Genomic DNA, 18,049 nt, shown 5'->3' on the forward strand with positions numbered 1-18,049 from the left:
CTACTACCTTTGTCATTGTCACAAGCAGACATACCCAGTCATCAAGAGGATTACCGAGATGTCGAACACAGCCAAGTCCCTGGTTATCGCAACCGCAGTCGCAGCCGCCGTATCGGGCGCCGCAACCACTGCATCCGCTCAGGCAAAAGAAAAATGCTATGGCGTATCGCTGGCCGGTCAGAACGACTGCGCCGCTGGCCCCGGCACCACCTGCGCGGGCACCTCGACCGTTGATTATCAGGGCAACGCATGGACCCTGGTCGATGCAGGCACCTGCGCGGATATCGAACTGCCCGCACAGGCAGACGGCACCCCGCGCAAAGGCTCGCTGGAAGCTCAGGATCGCGACCTGCCGGCATAAGAACGGCCTGACGAATTCAGGGGGCGGGCACCATCGCCCGCCCCTTCCCTTTCGTGATCAAGGAACTGGCCCATGTTGGATGATGCCCACAGGTCGAACCGCCTGCCCGCAGCTCCGGGCGTAGGTTACAAGCCGCAACACTTCGCTCAGATACTTGAACACGCGCAGCCCGTCGCATGGCTGGAAATTCATGCGGAGAACTATATGGGCGATGGCGGGCGGCCTCTGGCGCAGCTGCGCCATCTTTCCGAACAATTCCCGATCTCGGTCCATGGCGTTGGCCTGTCCATCGGCAGCGAAGGCGCGCTGGACCCTGATCACCTGGCCCGGCTTAAACATCTGGTAGGCTGGCTGAACCCCGCCAGCTTTTCCGAACACCTGGCCTGGTCCACCCATGACACCCATTTCTACAACGACCTGCTGCCCCTGCCCTATACCGACGCAACACTGACACGCGTTTGCGATCATATCGATCAGGTTCAGGACACCGTCGGACGGCAGATGCTGTTGGAAAACCCCTCAAGCTATTTGGCTTTTGAGGAAAGCACCTGGTCCGAGCCCGACTTTCTGCGCGAAATTGCACGTCGTACCGGATGTGGCTTGTTGCTGGATGTCAACAACGTCTTTGTCTCTGCCACCAATCTGGATTTCTCTCCTCAGGGTTACATCGATGCCTACCCATTTGAAAAAGTGGGGGAAATTCATCTTGGCGGCCATGACGAAGATGAAGACGATCACGGCCATCCGCTGCTGATCGACAGCCACGGGCGTGAAGTGGTCGACCCGGTTTGGGCGCTGTTGGATTACGTGCTGGAACGCACGGGGCCGAAACCCGTCCTGGTCGAATGGGACACCGACGTCCCCGACTGGCCCGTTTTGCGAGAAGAGGCCGTTCGCGCGCAGACCGCCCTGGAACGGATCCCGGCATGAGCGTTTCGCAATCCGAATTTCGCGCAGCCATGATGGATGCGTCAGCCCCTGTCCCCGAAGGTTTACTGGACGCCCAGGCGCAGCCAGCCGGTCGTCGGTTCAGCGTCTATCGCAACAATATCGCCGTGTCCTTGACCGAGGCGATGCATCAGGCGTTTCCAGTCATCACCAAGTTGCTGGGGCCGCAGAACATGGATGGGCTGGCCGGGATATTTCTGCGTCAGCACCCGCCATCATCACCTCTGATGATGTTCTATGGTGAAGCCTTTCCCGATTTTCTGGCTGGAATGCAGCAGCTTTCGCATCTTGGGTACCTGCCGGATGTGGCGCGGCTGGAACTTGCGTTGCGCAAGTCGTACCACGCCGCCGACAGCCAACCCGCCCCGGCAGACGCACTGGCCGCAGACCCCGAACAGGTCATGCGGGCCCGGTTGCGTTTTGCCCCGGCCATGCGGGTGGTGCGCTCGGACTGGCCCATTCACGCGATCTGGCGCTTCAACACCGAATCCGACGCGCCGAAACCGGTTGCCCAAGCCGAGGATGTATTGATCACACGCCCGGAATTCGACCCGGTTGCCCAATTGCTGCCCACCGGCGGCGCCGATTGGATCGCCTATATGCAAGGTGGCGACATGATCGGCGAAGCGTTTGAGAAAACAGCGGCGGCCCAACCTGAATTTGACCTTGGAACCACTCTGGCACTGCTTTTGCAGGGCGGTGCAATAACTTCTGTGACTATCGAAAGGCTGGAGACATGACTGCCCTGATCTCACTTCACAACAACGTTCTGGGAAAGGTGGACCTTGCGTCCAACTGGCTTACACCCACGCTGGCGCGGCTGGTCTTTGTCGCTGTCCTTCTGGTCTATTACTGGAACTCGGCGATGTTGAAGATCGACGGTTCGATCTTTTCACCTTCGGCAGGTGCCTTCGGTCAGATTTTCCCCAAAGCCGCCGAAGCCGTCCTTTACGACGTATCCCAAATGACGTTCTTCCAACGTATCGTCATTTTCTTGGGCACGGTTGCAGAATTCGTCCTTCCTGCGCTGCTGCTTGTCGGTCTGTTCACCCGCGTGGCGGCCTTGGGCATGATTGGTTTCATCTGGGTGCAGACTCTGGTCGATGTTACTGGCCATGGCGTGAAACTGGGCAGCCTGTTTGACGCAGCGCCTTCCATTATGGATCAGCGCACGATGTGGACGTTCCTGATGCTGGTGATCGTGATCAACGGTGCGGGGCCCATCTCACTTGATCGGATTCTGCGTCTGAAATGACTTAGAAATGCGCTTTGGGCTGGTCCGGTTTACCCGCCGCCAGCCCAAGCACCCCGGCAACCCCGGCAAATGCAATCGGGAACATGGTGAAGACACCAAATCCGAATGCATAATACATCGCCCCCGCTGAAATCAGCAGCAGGATCCCGGCAACAAGGGCGCGCGCGGGCGCCATCGCCCCCCCGACAATAGCCAACAAAGGCGCGATGATCGACACGGCCTGAATCAGATCAGGGTTGTCTACCTGCCTCAGAACGCCGTCTATCTCGCCGACGTGATCGATCACGACCACTTTCGCATATCCGAAAAACCCGACGATCATCCCGATCAGCCCGGCAATCACGCCCAGGATCATGGCGGCATTACGCATTGAAGGTCCTCACTGTTGCTTGCAGGCACATAAGCATTTCTTAAGAAATACCAAGCTGCATGCGTGTTTCCGCGGTCCAGCCAAGAAACAGCTCTCCATCTTTCTCGATCAACGGGCGCTTCATCAGGGTGGGATGCTCTTTCAACAGTTCCAAAGGTGCTTTCGCGCGCTGGTTGTCATCCAATCCGCGCCATGTTGTGGACCTGGTGTTGAGCAAAGCGTCGCCGAAGGTGGCAAGAGCCTGCGACAGCACAGCATTCGGCACACCTTCGCTGCGGACATCCACGAACTCTGCGTCTGGCAACGTTTTCAATGCCTTGCGACAGGTGTCACAAGTTTTCAGTCCGTAAAGGCGCATGTTTTTTCTGCTCCTGCATTTGATCGCATTTTGGGCAAACTTGCCACTTTCAGGCGGTTATTCTTGATTTTTTACTTCACCGTGCAATGTTGAAAAAGGCGAAACACACGAATTGGACTGTTCAGGAACTGCCAAACAGTCGTTTTTGTGGTGACGCTGACCACAGCCCCCACCAATTTGTGGGACAATGCGCAAGTAGAAGGAGACACGGGACATGCCAACCGGCACCGTGAAATGGTTCAATACCACTAAAGGTTATGGTTTTATTGCCCCTGATGAAGGGGGCAAAGATGTGTTTGTACATATCTCGGCCGTAGAACGGTCCGGCCTCACCGGACTCGCAGACAATCAGAAAGTCTCGTACGAGTTGCAGGACGGACGCGACGGCCGACAAATGGCTGCGGAATTGAAGCCGTTGTAACGACATCGCCGCTGATCGCGGGATTAATCCATTAAGGATGGCGGCCAATTTCCGGCCGTCAACCACCCCCTACCGGGCCTGTTCCATTACCCGCGCGCGGATGGTTCATTTGCGCGACGTCAATGATGTGTATCCGTTGCAATGGTGTCGGATACCCCGGGTTCCTGCGGCCAGCCCTCAGCCCGGCCCTCATGCCGGAATTCCCAGGCTTTCATTGGTTGCTCGGGGCAACGCTGGCACGTTGCGACGCTTGTCGTTCCGATTTCAGGTCATCATGCATACGTCGCAAAACCCCACACACTGCCCAAGCGATGGGCCGCTTGGCATGACAATCCGAACACATTGGCGCCGGGCAAATTCGAATACTATTTGCGAATGATCTCTTCGAACTCGCGCCACTCCCGAGCCGTCATGCCCGAGCTTTCCTGCGTGACGTCCTCACCCGCCAGCATGCGTCGCAGGCTTTCGACCATCTGAGCGGACAGGTTGACGGCCCCAAGACGGTAATCCTCGAATGCTTTGTAGGCAAAGGGCACCCAGTCGGCGACGATCTTGCACATCGTATCAGCGTAAACGCGGATCTCATATTGAGCATGAGGGTCAGCGCGCAGGCGCAGGAAGTGGAACAGGTTGTGCAGGTCGACCTTCCAGTACCACTGCGTATAGATGTTTGCGGGCAGGTTCATCCGCGCCAATTCTCGTGCCAGACCCTGCTGCCCGTCCTGGCTGATCATCGACTCGTAATTGTCATAGCACCGGGCGCTGTCTGCCCTCAGGATGTCCAGAACACGCGCGGCCTCTTCGCCTTCCAGGGCGGATCCACGGCCTTGATTGTTCACCTCTGATTGGGCGGCCACATGTTCGGGTGCGGGAATATAGAACTCACGATCCAGGATCGAATACCGTGCCGAGTATTCATTCACATTGGCCGTACGGTGCCGAATCCACTGCCGCGCCACGAAAACCGGCAGCTTCACATGCAGTTTGACCTCGCACATTTCAAAAGGGGTCGAATGCCAGTGCCGCATCAGATACCGGATCAGACCTTCGTCATTCTGAACCGATTTGGTTCCTTTGCCGTAAGACACACGTGCGGCCTGACAGATAGCGGCGTCATCGCCCATGTAGTCGATGACGCGAACAAATCCGTGATCCAGAACCTGATGCGCGGTATAAAGGTGATCTTCCATTCCCGCTGAAACGACGCGACGAGTGGGATGCGATTGGGCACGTTGCGCTTCGATCTCGGCCTGTTGGTCAGCGGACAGCGGCATCAAGTTTTCCTTTCTGGCAATGAGTCGCCCCCTACTATATCTCGCCAATCGCAACATCGAAACCGCGATATATGCCGCAACCCACGCAAAATTCAGTTCGCCAGACCCGGCGGTCTCGACACACTGGGTCGGGGCGCTAAGCTCTTTGCAAACTGAGTCGAAAAGGATGACCAAAATGGCGCTGACATATCTTCACACAATGGTCCGCGTGAAGGATCTGGAGAAATCCATGGCGTTTTACAAGCTTCTGGGCCTGAAGGAAACACGCCGCTATGACAGCGAAGCCGGGCGGTTTTCACTGATTTTCATGGCGCCTCCGGGGCAGGAGGATGCGCCGATCGAGCTGACCTACAACTGGGACGGTGATGACGGCCTTCCCAGCGACAGCCGCCATTTCGGTCACCTCGCCTACGGCGTCGACAACATCTACGAGGTTTGTCAGCACCTTCAGGACAATGGTGTTACGATCAATCGCCCTCCGCGTGACGGTCGCATGGCCTTTGTACGCTCGCCCGACAATATCTCGATCGAGCTTTTGCAAAACGGCGATGCTCTGGAGCCGAAGGAACCCTGGGCCAGCATGGAAAGCGTTGGCCACTGGTGATCCGGTGGGTCATAACACTTGGGCTGGCCGTGCTGGCCAGCCCGATCAAGGCCGAGCCGTGTCGTCTGGCCCTTGCACTGGCCATGGACATTTCAGTTTCGGTCGATGAGGCCGAGGACTTGCTGCAACGGCAGGGTTTGGCTGCTGCGCTGATCGCACCCGAAGTGCAGAAGGCCTTTTTCTCCTCTCCTATGCCGGTTGCTTTGGCTGTTTACGAATGGAGCGGCCGTTCCACGCAGCACATCATTTTGAATTGGTTGCTGATCGAAGATGTTGCCGACCTGCTTTTCGCCTCTGGTCAGATAAGTGCCTCTGTTCGGTCAGATACAGGATCAGCGACCGCCATGGGCCATGCCCTGGCGTTCGGGTCAACCTTGATGAGCCAGGCACCCCAGTGCTTGTTTCAAACGATTGACCTGTCCGGAGATGGTTCCAACAATGATGGCTATGGACCGCAGATAGCCTATCGTCACTTCGCTTTCCAGAATGTGGTGGTCAATGGCCTCGTGATCAACGCGGCGGATTTTGAAGGCGAACTTTTTCTGATTCCCTTTTTTGAAAACAATGTCCTGCATGGTCCCGGCGCCTTTTTGGAAGTCGCTCAGGGGTTCGAGGATTTCGAACGGGCCATGCGGAAAAAGCTGAAACGGGAATTGAGCGGCTTGCAGATTGGTGCGCTCGATGAAGACCCGCAATAAATCCGCGCCTGAGCGCTGCTTTTGCGGGCCAGTTCTCTGGACCGGCATTTGAACAAGGCCGCCAGGCCTGTGCATCAGTGCAGGACGGATTAGGTTCTGCCCGACGCACAACCCTGGTCAGTAGATGTATCGGATCTGGTCCGTCCAATACCGCTCCACGCGGCGCAGCGACGTGGTGATGTCTTCGATACCTTCCAACTCCAACACGCCCCTGCTTTGCAATCCTTCGGCGTGACGCGCAAACAGGTCGGACACGATATTGCGGATTTCCCTGCCTCTTGGTGTCAGACGCACGCGAACAGAGCGGCGGTCTATCTCGCATCTCTGGTGGTGCATATACCCCATCTCAACCAGTTTCTTGAGGTTGTAGCTGACATTGCTGCCCTGATAGTAGCCGCGGCTTTTCAGCTCACCCGCCGTCACTTCGTGATCGCCGATATTGAACAGCAGCAGCGCCTGAACCGCGTTGATTTCCAGCACGCCAACGCGCTCGAATTCATCCTTGATGACGTCCAGCAGCAACCGGTGCAACCGTTCCACCAGGGCCAGCGCCTCAAGATAGCTGGTCATGAACCCCTTGGCTTCCAGCCCGGAGACCTGCATTTCCATACTCATCCGACCCTCCGATTCAGTCGTGCTGTTTGAGACACGATGACCTGAAAGTCCGAAAAATCGGTTAAGCCGGTTTTTTCTTATTTCTGAAAGGTCTGCGCGATGTTTGAAATCAAACTGGCAAACTGCGCCGGTGGCTGCACCTGACCTGTGACCCATTGATAGAGGTCCTGATCGTTTTCGTGCAGCAGCGCGTCAAAGACATCCAGCCCGGCCGCATCCATATCGGCCAGGTTGCGATCGGCATAAGCGGACAGGATAATGTCCATCTCTTTGATCCCGCGCCGCATGGATCGCATTTTCATTCGCTTGATGCGTACGTCCCGGGGTTCACTCAATTCTTCTGCTCCAGCATCAGACGCATTTTCTTTTCCAGACGCGCCGCACGTTCGGCACAAACCCGCATCTCGCCCCGAATGGCGCGCAGTTCAGCCACGGCGGTTGACAGTTCCATACCGCCTTCGCCCTCTTCCACCGGGGCATCCATGCCGTCCCCCTCGCCGGTCAGCAGCCACATGATCGAGACATTGACCAGCCCCGCCATCATCGACAATCGGTTCGCGCGCGGCTCGGACAGATCGTTTTCCCAATCGACGATCGTCGTCTTCTTGACACCAAGGCGGCGCGCCAACTCGGCCTGGGTCATTCCGGCCGCTTCGCGAGCGCCTGCCAAACGGTCCCCGAATGTCGCAGAGTCCGGTCCATACCAGTCTTTTTCATCATTCATTCGGGTCTCCAATTCACAGTGTCCATACGGCTTGATCGTCATTCCGACGCACCCTATGACAGTCGGGTTGAACATACAAACCGAGGCCATCCATGAGTTTCCTGTCTGCGACACTGTCACGCGTCAAACCCTCGCCCACAATCGCTATGACAGCCAAGGCCGCCGAGTTGAAAGCCGCCGGGCGCGACGTCATCGGCCTGAGCGCGGGTGAGCCGGATTTCGACACCCCCCAAAACATCAAAGACGCTGCTGTTGCAGCGATTGCAGCGGGTAAAACAAAATACACTGCTCCAGATGGCATTCCGGAACTGAAGCAGGCGGTTTGCGCCAAGATGAAGCGCGATCACGGGCTTGAGTACACGCCCGCGCAGATCTCGGTTGGAACGGGCGGCAAACAGACGCTGTACAACGCCTTGATGGCAACAATGAATGACGGTGACGAGGTGATCATCCCCGCGCCTTATTGGGTAAGCTACCCCGACATGGTTTTGCTGGCGGGTGGAACGCCGGTTGTTGTTGAAACGACGCTGGCCAACAGCTTCAAGCTGACGGCAGAACAACTGGAAGCCGCAATCACCCCCAGGACGAAATGGTTCATCTTCAACTCGCCTTCCAACCCGACAGGCGCAGGGTACAGCCGGGATGAGCTCAAGGCCCTCACCGATGTTCTGATGCGCCATCCGCATGTCTGGATCATGTCGGACGACATGTACGAGCACCTGGCCTATGACGGCTTTGAATTCTGCACGCCTGCCGAGGTCGAGCCCGGTCTGTATGACAGGACGCTCACCTGCAACGGTGTTTCGAAGGCCTATGCCATGACAGGCTGGCGCATCGGTTATGCGGCCGGTCCGGTCGAACTCATCTCGGCGATGCGCAAGATCCAGTCGCAATCCACTTCGAACCCCTGCTCGATCAGCCAGTGGGCGGCGGTGGAAGCGCTGAACGGAACACAGGATTTTCTGGCCCCGAACAATGAAACGTTCAAACGCCGCCGTGATCTGGTGGTGCGCATGTTGAACGAGATTGACGGTGTAACCTGCCCGACACCTGAGGGCGCGTTTTATGTCTACCCTTCGATCGCCGGGCTGATTGGCAAAACAACACCCGCGGGAACCGTCATCGAAAACGATGAAGCCTTTGCCACGGCCCTGTTGCAAGAGGCGGATGTCGCCGTCGTGTTTGGCGCGGCCTTTGGCCTGTCACCCAACTTCCGGGTCAGCTATGCTACGTCCGATGCAGCCCTGACCGAAGCCTGCGGTCGAATACAGCGCTTTTGTGCATCTCTGAGGTGAACATGTCTGCCGACCTTCCCGAATACTACTTTCGCATCCGTGAAAACGGGGCTGCCGTGTTTCGGATCGATACGGAAAACCGCCAACGCCGGATCGAGATGGATCAGATTGCCGTCGTCAACATCCGCAACGGCGAGGTCAAGCCGCACGGGCAACGGACGTTGTCCGAAAGGGATCAGGCCGAGATCGCCCAATGGATGCAAGAGCGCCGGGCCGTACTGGCCCAGCGCGACATTGACGATATTCACCGCGCGGTCGACTATCTGAACCTTACAACGCAATGGGCGCAGTCCAAGGCAAGCGACGAACAGCTTGAGGATGTGACCGACAGGTTGCTGATGGCGATGCACGATCTGCGCACGGTTCTGGTTCGGAAAAAGGCCGACCGGTTGAGCAAAGACTAGGCCGGTTCCGCCGGTGCCTGCATCTGCCGCACCGAATGCAGCCAGAACCGGGCCATCAGCAGTACCGCCGCGAAGGCCAGACCAAGCACCAATCCCAGCCAGACACCGATGCCGTCCATCTGACGGACGAAGCCGAAATAATACGACGCCGGGATTCCCACGACCCAATAGCTGAGCGCCGCCATAACCATGGGAATCTTGGCATCCTGCAACCCGCGCAGCAGACCCAGCGCAATCACCTGCGCCCCGTCGACCAGTTGGAACAGGGCAGCCATGGCCAGTAATCCGGTCCCGATAGCCAGGATTTGTCCGCGCTGCGGATCATCGGCCTCCATAAACAGGGAAATCAGCGGCTCGGCATATGTCAGGAACAGGATGACGGTCACGACGGACATGACCAGCGACATGCCCGTCACGGCAATCGCACCTTTCTCCAGGTGCGCCTTGTCCCGGCGGCCCAACGCGTTGCCGGCCCGGATGGTGGCCGCATTGGACAGCCCCAGATGTACCATGAAGGTGGCCGACGCCAGATTCAGGGCGATTCCGTGCGCGGCCAGCGGGACCTGACCCAGCCAGCCCATCATCACGGCTGATGTTGCAAACAGCGACACCTCGGCCAGGGTGGTCAGACCAATGGGCACGCCCAGCTTCCATACGCTGATGAACATTTCCCAATCCGGGCGCCAGAAGCGCTGAAAGAGGCTGTGTTCCGGCAAGGTCCGAACCACATAGACGACAACCGCGACCAGCGAAACGACCTGCGTCGCGATCGACGCGATCGCTGCGCCCATCACGCCCAGTTCAGGGGCGCCCCAGTTGCCAAAGATCAGCGCATAGTTGGTAAACCCGTTCACAACCGCCGCCGCAACCGTGATCCAAAGCACGATCTGAGTTCGCTCCAGAGCCGCAAGGTAGGATTTCAACACCATCACGATGAGCGCCGGAAACAACCCCCAACCGGCAACGCGCAAATACTCCGACGCAGTTTCAGCGATATGCGGCTCTTGTTTCATGGCGATCAGGATCGGATAGGACCACCACAACAACGGCATGACCACCGCAGCATACAGCAGCGACAACCACAGCCCCATGCGGGTCGAGCGGCGAATGCTGGTTTCGTCCCCTTCTGCCGCCGCAGTGGCAACCATCGGCATGACGGCCCAGCCGAACCCCGCGCCAAACAAAAACAAAACGAAGTAATAGCTGCTGGCCAAGGTAACGGCTGCCAGCGCCTCGACCCCGTACCAGCCCAGCATGATAGTGTCGGTCAGGCCAATGGCAAACTGCGCCAGGTGGCCACCGACCAACGGCAGGCCAAGCACGGCAATCGCCCGAAAGTGGGCCGGATATGTCATCACTTTTGTCATTGCACCAGCCATATGCGCGGGCTTGGCGCGGGACAAGAGAAGATCACTAAAATTTCAATATGAGACTCCGGTGCCTGCTCACACGACAAGAGCAGGCACCGTGGCGGTTAACGGGCGTCCGGGTGCAATGCTGTACCCAAAATATGCTCGGACCGGTGGATGACGTGATGCGCCTGCCCCACGATCAACGGATCGGGTTCACCCACAATGTCGTGATCCTTGCCCGGATAGTCCAGCGTCGACAGAAAATGCCGCATGCAATTCAGGCGCGCGCGTTTCTTGTCATTCGATTTGATGATCGTCCACGGCGCGTCCGCGGTATCGGTGTAAAAGAACATGGCCTCTTTTGCTTCGGTGTAATCGTCCCACTTGCTGAGGCTGGCCTTGTCAATCGGTGACAATTTCCACTGTTTCAGAGGATCCGTCTCGCGACTTTTGAAACGACGCTGCTGTTCTTCCTGCGTGACCGAGAACCAGTATTTGTAAAGCTGGATGCCCGACCGCACCAGCATCCGCTCTAACTCCGGCGTCTGCCGCATGAACTCTAGATATTCATTGGGAGAGCAGAAGCCCATCACCCGCTCGACACCCGCGCGGTTGTACCAGGACCGGTCATAGAACACCATTTCGCCAACTGTAGGCAGTTCCTGAATATAGCGCTGATAATACCATTGCCCCTTTTCTTCCCAAGTGGGTTTATTCAAGGCCACGACCCGGGCCTGACGCGGATTGAGGTGCTCCATGAACCGCTTTATCGTACCGCCCTTGCCAGCAGCATCGCGCCCTTCGAACAGCAGAACGAAACGCTGCCCGGTTTCCTGCGCCCACAGCTGAACCTTCAGCAACTCTGCCTGAAGCTTGGCCTTCTGTTCTTCGTACACCGACCGCGCCATCTTGCGGCCGTAAGGGTACTTGCCGCTTTCAAACGCCTGCCGGATCTTTTCCGGGCTGGGCTCTGCGACCTCTGCAACCGGGGTCGGCCCAGTCTTGGTCTGAGTTGAATCTACTTTGACCCGAGCAATGGCATCCATAAATTTTTCCTTTTCTGTTGTCCCGAAAGTGAGCTAGCAGAAAGGCCAAGGATGCGCTTTGATTGGGGTCAAATTGATGCCTCAAAAACCCATGAATTCCAAACCGGATCCGAGGTTCCGATGCAAACGCCGTTTTTCAAGCTGTGCCCAAGCGGACCTTGCCTGAATCCTCAATGACATCTTTTTGAACCGCCCTCGGTCAACATGCCAAATCTGGCACCCGTATAGCGCACCGGATCTGCCGATACCCCTTGTTTCAGGCTTTATCGATGCCCCCAATCGTCAGGGTTGTCCGAGTTGTTGGGCGACAGACCCAATTCGTCGCCTTCCGTCGAACATCCCAGCCCCAGAACTGTCCGGTTCGCATAAGAGAAGTAGGAACAGACCTGATTGATCTCGAGGATTTCTCCATCGTCCCACCCCGCGTCACGCAGCGCGATCACATCCGCTTCGACCAGATTGCCCGGATCCTCGGTCAGCTTGCGTGCATAGGTCATGGCCGCCACCTGCGCTGCATCCAATGGCGCGGCCGCCGGATCGCGGGCTTCGATCGCCGCCCGGATCGCATTTCCCCGTTCTTCATCGCCCAGCAACCGCTGCAACCCTGCGAAATGGTGTTCGACGCAATATCCGCATCGGTTCAGCGCGCTGACCCACACGCCCAGCACCTCGAGAAACCATTTCGGTATCTTGTTGCCCGAGTGATGCAGCACTGCCTTGTAGATCGCCATGTGGCCTTCCATCGAATGCGGACGCAACGAATGCGCCATCATGATATTGTCCACATTGTTGTCCGGGCCCGTGACGCGGTCATAGAGTTTCTTCAGCCTGCCTGTGGCCTGCTCGAATGGGATGGTTCTGATCCAGCTCATTTGGCTTCCTGTTGACGTGATTGCCTGTTGTTCAGAGACTAGAAGCGCATTGAGCCCGAGGCGAGACGAATTCGCCACCTTGTCAAAAAGAACCCGGACCAGCGCAGACCGCAATTCGAATGTCGGTCCGGTTTCCCCAAGCACCAACATGGCATGTCCATACAAAGCCCAGCGAGCATCCGCCCTCAGCCACCAGTCGTTCGGCAACCCGGTCAGATTGGGCTAGACGCTATCTATCTCCATGGTGCGGAACTCATTCTTCAGCCAATTGTGCCGGGCACACATCGGTCTTGTGAAATGCTGACGTATCAACTTGCTCATGGCCTTCTGGATCAGAACCGACGTCGTTGCCGGATATACTTCGGTTGTAAACAGCGACACTGTGCGAACGAAGTTGCTGCCGGGAAATGGCATGGCCTTTACGCTGTTGTGAAACCTCTGCGTTCGGTGAAAGCACGCGGCGGTCGTGATTGCCCAGCCGCTGCCCTGCGCAACCAGGCCGATGATGGATTGATTGCACTCCAGCTCAAACCGGTTGGGCAGGCTGTATTTGCTCCGGGCCAGTTGAGTTTCGATCTGCTTGCCGATCACATAGTCGCGCGAATACCTCAACAACGGTAATTCGGCATCCGGGTTGAACAGCTCATCCGGAGACCCTTCAAACTTGTTGGGAACCACGACGATGAAGGGGTCTCTCATCAGCGGGTATTCGATCAGCCCTTCGGTACGACCCAGCGGTCGCGTGGCGACGCCCACGTCAAGCTTGTGTTCCTGGAGTTTTGCAAGAATTTCGTGGCTGGGACGCGTGAAATGGCGGAAATTGCACCGTGGCAGAGCCTGTGCCAGAAAACGAACAAGATCGGGCGCGATCTGATTGTCAAAATCATCGACCAAAGCCAGTCGCAAGTCCGTCGCATGCTGCCAGTTTCCCGTTCGAATTTCGGCCTCACCACGCTTCAGCACAGTCAGACCATCACGCACATAGCGGGCAAATACCTCGCCCGCCGGCGTCAGGCCCATGGGGCGGCGCCCATGGTCGACCAAATCAATCCCCAACGCGCGTTCAAGGCTGCGCAGGTGGTTCGAAACCGTGCTGATCGACAAATCTGTTTCTGATGCGACCTGCTGAATCGATCCGGATTTGGCGATCAGCTGAAACACTTCCAGCCATCGAAGACTCAGAGATTTGGACACGGCAACCAACCATTGTTTCGATTTGTTCGAAACTAGCGAAGCAAAGTTTTGCCCCTGCGGCAATGAAGAAGTTGATCGAAAGGGTCGTTTCTAGGCTTTCATCCGCACAAAATCCGGGTCGTACGGGCTTGGGCTGATAACCGTCGCACCAATCCGTTTCCCGCAACTGTCCAGTTTCATTTCACGGCCAACCTGCGCCAGGGACGGATGGATGAAAGCGTGCGCCAGGTTCAGCTCCGTCCGATGCCCCCATTCGCCCGACGTGACAGTACCAACGACGGTATCATCCTGCATCAGTGATGCGCCGGGATGCGCCGGGCCATGGGTTGAATCGATGCGCAAGGGGACCAGCTTGCGTCGCGGTCCTTCCGATTTCCGTTTCAACAGGGCATCACGCCCCACGAAGGCGCCCTTGTCCAACCGGACGAACCGATCCAGGCCGGTTTCAAAAGGATCAAATTCGGTGATCAGATCGGCTTTCCAATGCAAAAAGCTCTTCTCCATGCGCATGGATTCAACGGCCCTGGCACCGAACAGTTTCAGCCCGTGCGTTTCGCCGGCCTCGCGCAAGGCAAGATAGGCCGCATAGACCGAGGCGTTGGGAACATGGATTTCATAGGCCAGCTCGCCCGAGTAACTCAGGTTCATGACCGTGGCCGGAGCAATACCGACAAAACACTCGCGCACGCTGAGCCAGGGGAACGCATCTGCCGACCAATCTCCTCTGGTGCAGGCTGACAGGACAGAACGCGACTTCGGGCCAGCCAGAACCAGAATGGTCTGATCGTTCGTCAGGCTGTGCAACTGAACGTCCTCATCGCTGCGCAGATGCAGGCGCAACCAATCCATGTCGTGAAACTCGCTTGCCGCGGCAGAGCCATACCAAACGCGGGCCGGTCCCCGGTCGCTGGCGGGCAGATTGGCAATCGTCGCTTCTGCCTTGATCATACCGTGGTCATTCAACAGGTATCCCAACCCGACACGCCCCTCACGCCGAGAAACAAGCCCGCAAAACAACCGGTCCAGGAATGCGTGCCTGTCGGATCCCGTGATCTCGATGCGGTTGAACCCGTTGACCTCGGCAAGCCCGACGCCGGTTCGAATGCTTTCGACTTCGGCGGCCACCAAATCGAAGGTTTCGTCAAAATCGAAACTGAGCGTTGGCGAGAAATCGGGATCGGGTTTGAAATAGTCCACCCTTTCCCACCCGTTGACCACGGTGAACTCGGCCCTTTCAGATGCCAGAACAGGCGTCAGAGGGGTCGTCTTGGCGGGCCGGCCCGCGGGGCGGTGTTCATGCGGAAAATGAAACCTGAATTCGTTCTGATAATCCTCGATCGCTTTGAGCGCGGTGAGTTCCACATTGGCATGACCCGAAAACCTCCGCGGGTCGAGGCACCACATGTCATAGCACGCCTCGCCATGTACGATCTGCTGCGCCAGCAACCACCCGTGACCGCCACCTTCACCCAGCCCGGCCCGCAGGCCAATGATGCAGTACGCGTTGCGCTTGCCCGGGATCGGACCGACCAGAGGCGCCCCATCAATTGTGTAGGTGATCGGCCCGTTGACCACGGTGTGAATGCCAACCTCCATCAAGGCGGGCATGCGCGCAAAGGCCCCTTCCAGAACATCGGTTACACGGTCCAGATCATCCGGGCACAGCGCGTTCACGAAGTTCGGATCAATACCGTCCATACCCCAGGTTTTGCATCCCTGCTCGTAGAACCCAAGCAGCAGCCCGTTCTTTTCCTGTCGGCAATAATAGTCGCTGATCGGGCAGCGCAGCAGCGGCATCCGATGCCCGGCATCCCGGATAGCCTCAATCTCTTCGGTCAGGAAATACTGATGTTCCATGGACGTCACAGGATGATGCACACCCATCATGGCGCCAACTTCGTTGACCCTGTAACCACAGGCGTTGACGACGACATCACAGTCGATATCCCCGTGCTCAGTATGCACCGTCCAGGTGTCATCGCTGTGCTGTGTCAGCGCGGTCACCGGCGTATTTCGATACACCTCGGCGCCCGCCTTGCGTGCCCGGCGCGCAAGGGCCTGGCACAATTGCGCTGGATCGATGTCGCCGTCCAGCGGATCCCAAAGCCCGCCGATGAGATTGTCGGTCGAAATCAACGGGTGTCGCCGGGCACATTCATCCGCGTCGATCACCTCGAAATGCACGTCCATCCCCCGCGCCATGGACGCGAAGTGACGATAGCCTTGCATCTGCCCTTCGGTATTCGCCAGACGTATCCCACCGTCTGCGTGGTGATAGTTGATAGGATAATCCGGATCGTCGGCCAGTTCCTTGTACAGACGGATCGAATGGGATTTCAGGCCGACCATCGTCTGGTTCATGCCGAAATTGGTGACCTGCGCCGCCGAATGCCATGTCGTGCCCGAGGTCAGTTCATTCCGTTCGACCAAAACCACATCGGTCCACCCTTCCTGGGTCAGGTGGTAGAGCGTCGAACACCCGGCGATCCCGCCCCCTATCACAACGGCTCTGGTACGCGACTTCATGGCATTGCTCCTTCATCTTCGGCACCAGTCTTGCTGAATAACGGGATGGGCATACAACAGGGCAAATGCGGGTGCCGGAAAATCGAAACCGCGATTTCGAATTCTGAAAACGGCACTTCTTCTTTGATACCGGGACAAGTTGGGTCCTAGGGTGCAGGAAAACGCAAGGTAACGTAAACGAATGCCATCGGAGAGCGTCAAAAGAAGCGGTCGAAAGGCACGGCACGCACAGCGTGCGGCCAAGCCCGTTTTTGACCCTTGCCCGCCCGGCCAAAAAGGCGGGGCATTCAGGCCCTTGGACCTATCGGAAATCGAGAAAATTAACGACACCGCGCTGCGTCTGCTGGAAGAACTGGGGATGGGAGACGTGCCGGACAGGCTGGCCATCGACCTCAGGGCAGCGGGGGCTCAGGACCGGGAACAGAACCGGCTGGTTTTTCCCCGTTCAATGGTCGAACAGGCCATCGCCTCGGCCGCGAAGAGCTTCACCTTTCATGGCCGGGATGAAAACCGGTCCATCGAGGTGGGTGGCGACCGCGTGTATTTTGGCACCGGCGGTGCTGCGGTTCAGACACTTGATATCAACAGTGGGCTTTATCGCCCGTCTACCCTGGCGGATCTGCATGATTTCACCCGGCTACAGGATACGCTGGCCAATGTCAGTTGGTTCACCCGGTGCTGCGTGGCGACCGACGTCCCCGATGTGTTCGATCTGGACGTCAACACGGTTTATGCTTTGGTACGGAACACAACCAAACCAATAGCAACGTCCTTCACGTTGGCGGAACATGTCGGCCCGATTGTCGAGATGCTGGACATCGTCGCCGGAGGGGTCGGGGAATTCGCCAAACGCCCCTTCCTGAAAGCGCATATAAGTCCGATCATTTCACCAATGCGATACGGCGAGGATGCCGTGGATGTGGTTTATGAATGCATCGCCCATAACATACCGATGTCGTGCATTACGGCCGCGCAAGCGGGCGCAACCGCCCCGGCAACTCTGGCCGGATTTCTGGCGCAGTCACTGGCCGAAACGCTGGCCAGCCTCGTGATGGTCAATGCGATCAAACCCGGCTTTCCGATGGTCTTTTCCAACTGGCCTTTCATCGTGGATCTCAGGACCGGCTCTTTCGCAGGTGGCAGCGGTGAGACCGCAATTCTGAATGCAGCGTCAGCGCAAATCACGAACTGGCTGGGTTTGCCATCGGGTGTGGCCGCTTCGATGGCCGATGCCAAGGCCATCGACGCCCAGCATGGGGCAGAAAAAGGCATCACATCGCTGGCGGCAGCGCTGGCAGGAGGCAATCTGATCTATGAAAGTTCGGGGATGACGGCATCTCTGCTCGGGGTCAGCTTCGAGGCCTTTGTTCTGGACAACGAAATGCACTCGCACACGTATCGCATCCTGCGCGGGATCGAGGTCACCGAAGCGAACCTTGGCTTTGACGCCATCTGCCATTCGGTTCTGGGCGAGGGGCATTTTCTGGGCAGCGAACAAACCTATGAAGCCATGGAACGAGATTACTTCTATCCGAAACTCGCCGATCGCCAGGAGCCTCGCACGTGGCAAACAGACGGTGCACTGGATGCATGGTCATCCGCACGGCAAGTCGCTCAAGAGGTGTTGAGCACGCATCACCCTGAATACCTCACCTCAGAACAAGACGCCGAAATTCGCCGACGTTTTCGTATCCTGCCCTGAATGACGGCGGGCATTCCCAGCACGTTGCCG

The 18,049-nt window shown here is 57.6% G+C and carries 21 protein-coding genes; 10 read left to right on the forward strand and 11 right to left on the reverse strand.

The features are described from left to right. Nucleotides 1–58 precede the first annotated feature (58 nt). From NOR97_RS09985 to NOR97_RS10000, 4 genes are all read left to right on the forward strand, one after another. Nucleotides 59–361 (forward strand): DUF2282 domain-containing protein, encoded by a 303-nt coding sequence (locus NOR97_RS09985; protein WP_170343841.1) that lies wholly within the window; start codon nt 59–61, stop codon nt 359–361. 72 nt (nt 362–433) lie between these two features. Beyond that, on the forward strand, nt 434–1,291 hold the full coding sequence (locus NOR97_RS09990; protein WP_257599001.1) for a DUF692 family multinuclear iron-containing protein: 858 nt from the start codon (nt 434–436) through the stop codon (nt 1,289–1,291). After that, on the forward strand, nt 1,288–2,049 hold the full coding sequence (locus NOR97_RS09995; protein ID WP_170343839.1) for a DNA-binding domain-containing protein: 762 nt from the start codon (nt 1,288–1,290) through the stop codon (nt 2,047–2,049). Before NOR97_RS09990 ends, NOR97_RS09995 begins: the two co-directional genes overlap by 4 nt. Next, on the forward strand, nt 2,046–2,564 hold the full coding sequence (locus NOR97_RS10000; protein WP_257599002.1) for a DoxX family protein: 519 nt from the start codon (nt 2,046–2,048) through the stop codon (nt 2,562–2,564). The genes NOR97_RS09995 and NOR97_RS10000 overlap by 4 nt, the downstream gene beginning before the upstream one ends. 1 nt (nt 2,565) lies before the next feature. Here NOR97_RS10000 and NOR97_RS10005 read toward each other — a convergent pair whose 3' ends face one another. Together NOR97_RS10005 and NOR97_RS10010 are read right to left on the reverse strand one after the other, a co-directional pair. Further along, nucleotides 2,566–2,934, reverse strand: coding sequence for a hypothetical protein (locus NOR97_RS10005; RefSeq protein ID WP_170343837.1), 369 nt, complete (start codon nt 2,932–2,934; stop codon nt 2,566–2,568). Nucleotides 2,935–2,974: 40 nt separating this feature from the next. After that, nucleotides 2,975–3,292, reverse strand: coding sequence for an ArsC/Spx/MgsR family protein (locus NOR97_RS10010; protein WP_257599003.1), 318 nt, complete (start codon nt 3,290–3,292; stop codon nt 2,975–2,977). Nucleotides 3,293–3,506: 214 nt separating this feature from the next. On the opposite strand from NOR97_RS10010, the gene NOR97_RS10015 reads away from it, so the two are divergent. Beyond that, entirely contained in the window at nt 3,507–3,713 is a 207-nt protein-coding gene (locus tag NOR97_RS10015; RefSeq protein WP_152458488.1) for a cold-shock protein, read from the forward strand. A gap of 365 nt (nt 3,714–4,078) precedes the next feature. Here the strand turns inward: NOR97_RS10015 and thyX are convergent, their stop codons facing one another. Next, entirely contained in the window at nt 4,079–4,987 is a 909-nt protein-coding gene (gene thyX / locus NOR97_RS10020) for an FAD-dependent thymidylate synthase (RefSeq protein ID WP_170343835.1), read from the reverse strand. A gap of 175 nt (nt 4,988–5,162) precedes the next feature. Here thyX and NOR97_RS10025 point away from each other — a divergent pair, with 175 nt between their 5' ends. Then, entirely contained in the window at nt 5,163–5,591 is a 429-nt protein-coding gene (locus NOR97_RS10025; protein WP_170343834.1) for a VOC family protein, read from the forward strand. Further along, nucleotides 5,588–6,289, forward strand: a complete 702-nt coding sequence (locus tag NOR97_RS10030) for a DUF1194 domain-containing protein (protein ID WP_170343833.1) — start codon at nt 5,588–5,590, stop codon at nt 6,287–6,289. The genes NOR97_RS10025 and NOR97_RS10030 overlap by 4 nt, the downstream gene beginning before the upstream one ends. 117 nt (nt 6,290–6,406) lie before the next feature. Here the strand turns inward: NOR97_RS10030 and NOR97_RS10035 are convergent, their stop codons facing one another. The 3 genes from NOR97_RS10035 to NOR97_RS10045 all read right to left on the reverse strand — a co-directional run bounded on the left by NOR97_RS10035 (nt 6,407) and on the right by NOR97_RS10045 (nt 7,628). After that, the gene (locus NOR97_RS10035; RefSeq protein WP_371807722.1) at nt 6,407–6,904 is read right to left on the reverse strand and encodes a MarR family winged helix-turn-helix transcriptional regulator; all 498 of its coding nucleotides are present in this window, start codon (nt 6,902–6,904) and stop codon (nt 6,407–6,409) included. A gap of 77 nt (nt 6,905–6,981) precedes the next feature. Next, nucleotides 6,982–7,206 carry a succinate dehydrogenase assembly factor 2 gene (locus NOR97_RS10040; RefSeq protein WP_170344713.1) on the reverse strand — a complete coding sequence of 75 codons (225 nt, stop codon included), beginning with the start codon at nt 7,204–7,206 and terminating at the stop codon, nt 6,982–6,984. A 29-nt stretch (nt 7,207–7,235) separates the two neighbouring features. Further along, on the reverse strand, nt 7,236–7,628 hold the full coding sequence (locus tag NOR97_RS10045) for a helix-turn-helix domain-containing protein (protein WP_170343832.1): 393 nt from the start codon (nt 7,626–7,628) through the stop codon (nt 7,236–7,238). Between the two features lie 92 nt (nt 7,629–7,720). On the opposite strand from NOR97_RS10045, the gene NOR97_RS10050 reads away from it, so the two are divergent. Then, nucleotides 7,721–8,923: a pyridoxal phosphate-dependent aminotransferase gene (locus NOR97_RS10050; RefSeq protein ID WP_257599004.1), complete on the forward strand. Its 1,203-nt coding sequence runs from the start codon at nt 7,721–7,723 to the stop codon at nt 8,921–8,923. 2 nt (nt 8,924–8,925) lie between these two features. Further along, on the forward strand, nt 8,926–9,327 hold the full coding sequence (locus NOR97_RS10055) for a hypothetical protein (protein WP_257599005.1): 402 nt from the start codon (nt 8,926–8,928) through the stop codon (nt 9,325–9,327). Here the strand turns inward: NOR97_RS10055 and NOR97_RS10060 are convergent. The 5 genes from NOR97_RS10060 to NOR97_RS10080 all read right to left on the reverse strand — a co-directional run bounded on the left by NOR97_RS10060 (nt 9,324) and on the right by NOR97_RS10080 (nt 16,317). Next, nucleotides 9,324–10,682, reverse strand: coding sequence for an MATE family efflux transporter (locus NOR97_RS10060; RefSeq protein ID WP_374041578.1), 1,359 nt, complete (start codon nt 10,680–10,682; stop codon nt 9,324–9,326). The genes NOR97_RS10055 and NOR97_RS10060 overlap by 4 nt on opposite strands. 119 nt (nt 10,683–10,801) lie before the next feature. After that, nucleotides 10,802–11,725: a polyphosphate kinase 2 gene (ppk2, locus tag NOR97_RS10065; RefSeq protein WP_170343828.1), complete on the reverse strand. Its 924-nt coding sequence runs from the start codon at nt 11,723–11,725 to the stop codon at nt 10,802–10,804. Nucleotides 11,726–11,988: 263 nt separating this feature from the next. Further along, nucleotides 11,989–12,597 carry a carboxymuconolactone decarboxylase family protein gene (locus NOR97_RS10070; RefSeq protein ID WP_170343827.1) on the reverse strand — a complete coding sequence of 203 codons (609 nt, stop codon included), beginning with the start codon at nt 12,595–12,597 and terminating at the stop codon, nt 11,989–11,991. Nucleotides 12,598–12,819: 222 nt separating this feature from the next. Continuing rightward, nucleotides 12,820–13,791, reverse strand: coding sequence for a LysR family transcriptional regulator (locus NOR97_RS10075; protein WP_170343825.1), 972 nt, complete (start codon nt 13,789–13,791; stop codon nt 12,820–12,822). Between the two features lie 90 nt (nt 13,792–13,881). Then, complete coding sequence (locus NOR97_RS10080) at nt 13,882–16,317, reverse strand: FAD-dependent oxidoreductase (protein ID WP_257599007.1); 2,436 nt, start codon at nt 16,315–16,317, stop codon at nt 13,882–13,884. 181 nt (nt 16,318–16,498) lie between these two features. On the opposite strand from NOR97_RS10080, the gene NOR97_RS10085 reads away from it, so the two are divergent. After that, the gene (locus tag NOR97_RS10085; RefSeq protein ID WP_257599008.1) at nt 16,499–18,019 is read left to right on the forward strand and encodes a trimethylamine methyltransferase family protein; all 1,521 of its coding nucleotides are present in this window, start codon (nt 16,499–16,501) and stop codon (nt 18,017–18,019) included. The last annotated feature ends 30 nt before the right edge of the window (nt 18,020–18,049 follow it).

The sequence above is a fragment of the Ruegeria sp. YS9 genome, from assembly GCF_024628725.1.
Taxonomy (GTDB): domain Bacteria; phylum Pseudomonadota; class Alphaproteobacteria; order Rhodobacterales; family Rhodobacteraceae; genus Ruegeria; species Ruegeria atlantica_C.

Coding starts and splice junctions, on each gene's coding strand:
- NOR97_RS09985 (WP_170343841.1), top strand. CDS start 59: ATGTCGAACACAGCCAAGTCCCTGGTTATCGCAACCGCAGTCGCAGCC.
- NOR97_RS09990 (WP_257599001.1), top strand. CDS start 434: ATGTTGGATGATGCCCACAGGTCGAACCGCCTGCCCGCAGCTCCGGGC.
- NOR97_RS09995 (WP_170343839.1), top strand. CDS start 1,288: ATGAGCGTTTCGCAATCCGAATTTCGCGCAGCCATGATGGATGCGTCA.
- NOR97_RS10000 (WP_257599002.1), top strand. CDS start 2,046: ATGACTGCCCTGATCTCACTTCACAACAACGTTCTGGGAAAGGTGGAC.
- NOR97_RS10005 (WP_170343837.1), bottom strand. CDS start 2,934: ATGCGTAATGCCGCCATGATCCTGGGCGTGATTGCCGGGCTGATCGGG.
- NOR97_RS10010 (WP_257599003.1), bottom strand. CDS start 3,292: ATGCGCCTTTACGGACTGAAAACTTGTGACACCTGTCGCAAGGCATTG.
- NOR97_RS10015 (WP_152458488.1), top strand. CDS start 3,507: ATGCCAACCGGCACCGTGAAATGGTTCAATACCACTAAAGGTTATGGT.
- thyX (WP_170343835.1), bottom strand. CDS start 4,987: ATGCCGCTGTCCGCTGACCAACAGGCCGAGATCGAAGCGCAACGTGCC.
- NOR97_RS10025 (WP_170343834.1), top strand. CDS start 5,163: ATGGCGCTGACATATCTTCACACAATGGTCCGCGTGAAGGATCTGGAG.
- NOR97_RS10035 (WP_371807722.1), bottom strand. CDS start 6,904: ATGAGTATGGAAATGCAGGTCTCCGGGCTGGAAGCCAAGGGGTTCATG.
- NOR97_RS10040 (WP_170344713.1), bottom strand. CDS start 7,206: ATGAAAATGCGATCCATGCGGCGCGGGATCAAAGAGATGGACATTATC.
- NOR97_RS10045 (WP_170343832.1), bottom strand. CDS start 7,628: ATGAATGATGAAAAAGACTGGTATGGACCGGACTCTGCGACATTCGGG.
- NOR97_RS10050 (WP_257599004.1), top strand. CDS start 7,721: ATGAGTTTCCTGTCTGCGACACTGTCACGCGTCAAACCCTCGCCCACA.
- NOR97_RS10055 (WP_257599005.1), top strand. CDS start 8,926: ATGTCTGCCGACCTTCCCGAATACTACTTTCGCATCCGTGAAAACGGG.
- NOR97_RS10060 (WP_374041578.1), bottom strand. CDS start 10,682: ATGACATATCCGGCCCACTTTCGGGCGATTGCCGTGCTTGGCCTGCCG.
- ppk2 (WP_170343828.1), bottom strand. CDS start 11,725: ATGGATGCCATTGCTCGGGTCAAAGTAGATTCAACTCAGACCAAGACT.
- NOR97_RS10070 (WP_170343827.1), bottom strand. CDS start 12,597: ATGAGCTGGATCAGAACCATCCCATTCGAGCAGGCCACAGGCAGGCTG.
- NOR97_RS10080 (WP_257599007.1), bottom strand. CDS start 16,317: ATGAAGTCGCGTACCAGAGCCGTTGTGATAGGGGGCGGGATCGCCGGG.
- NOR97_RS10085 (WP_257599008.1), top strand. CDS start 16,499: ATGCCATCGGAGAGCGTCAAAAGAAGCGGTCGAAAGGCACGGCACGCA.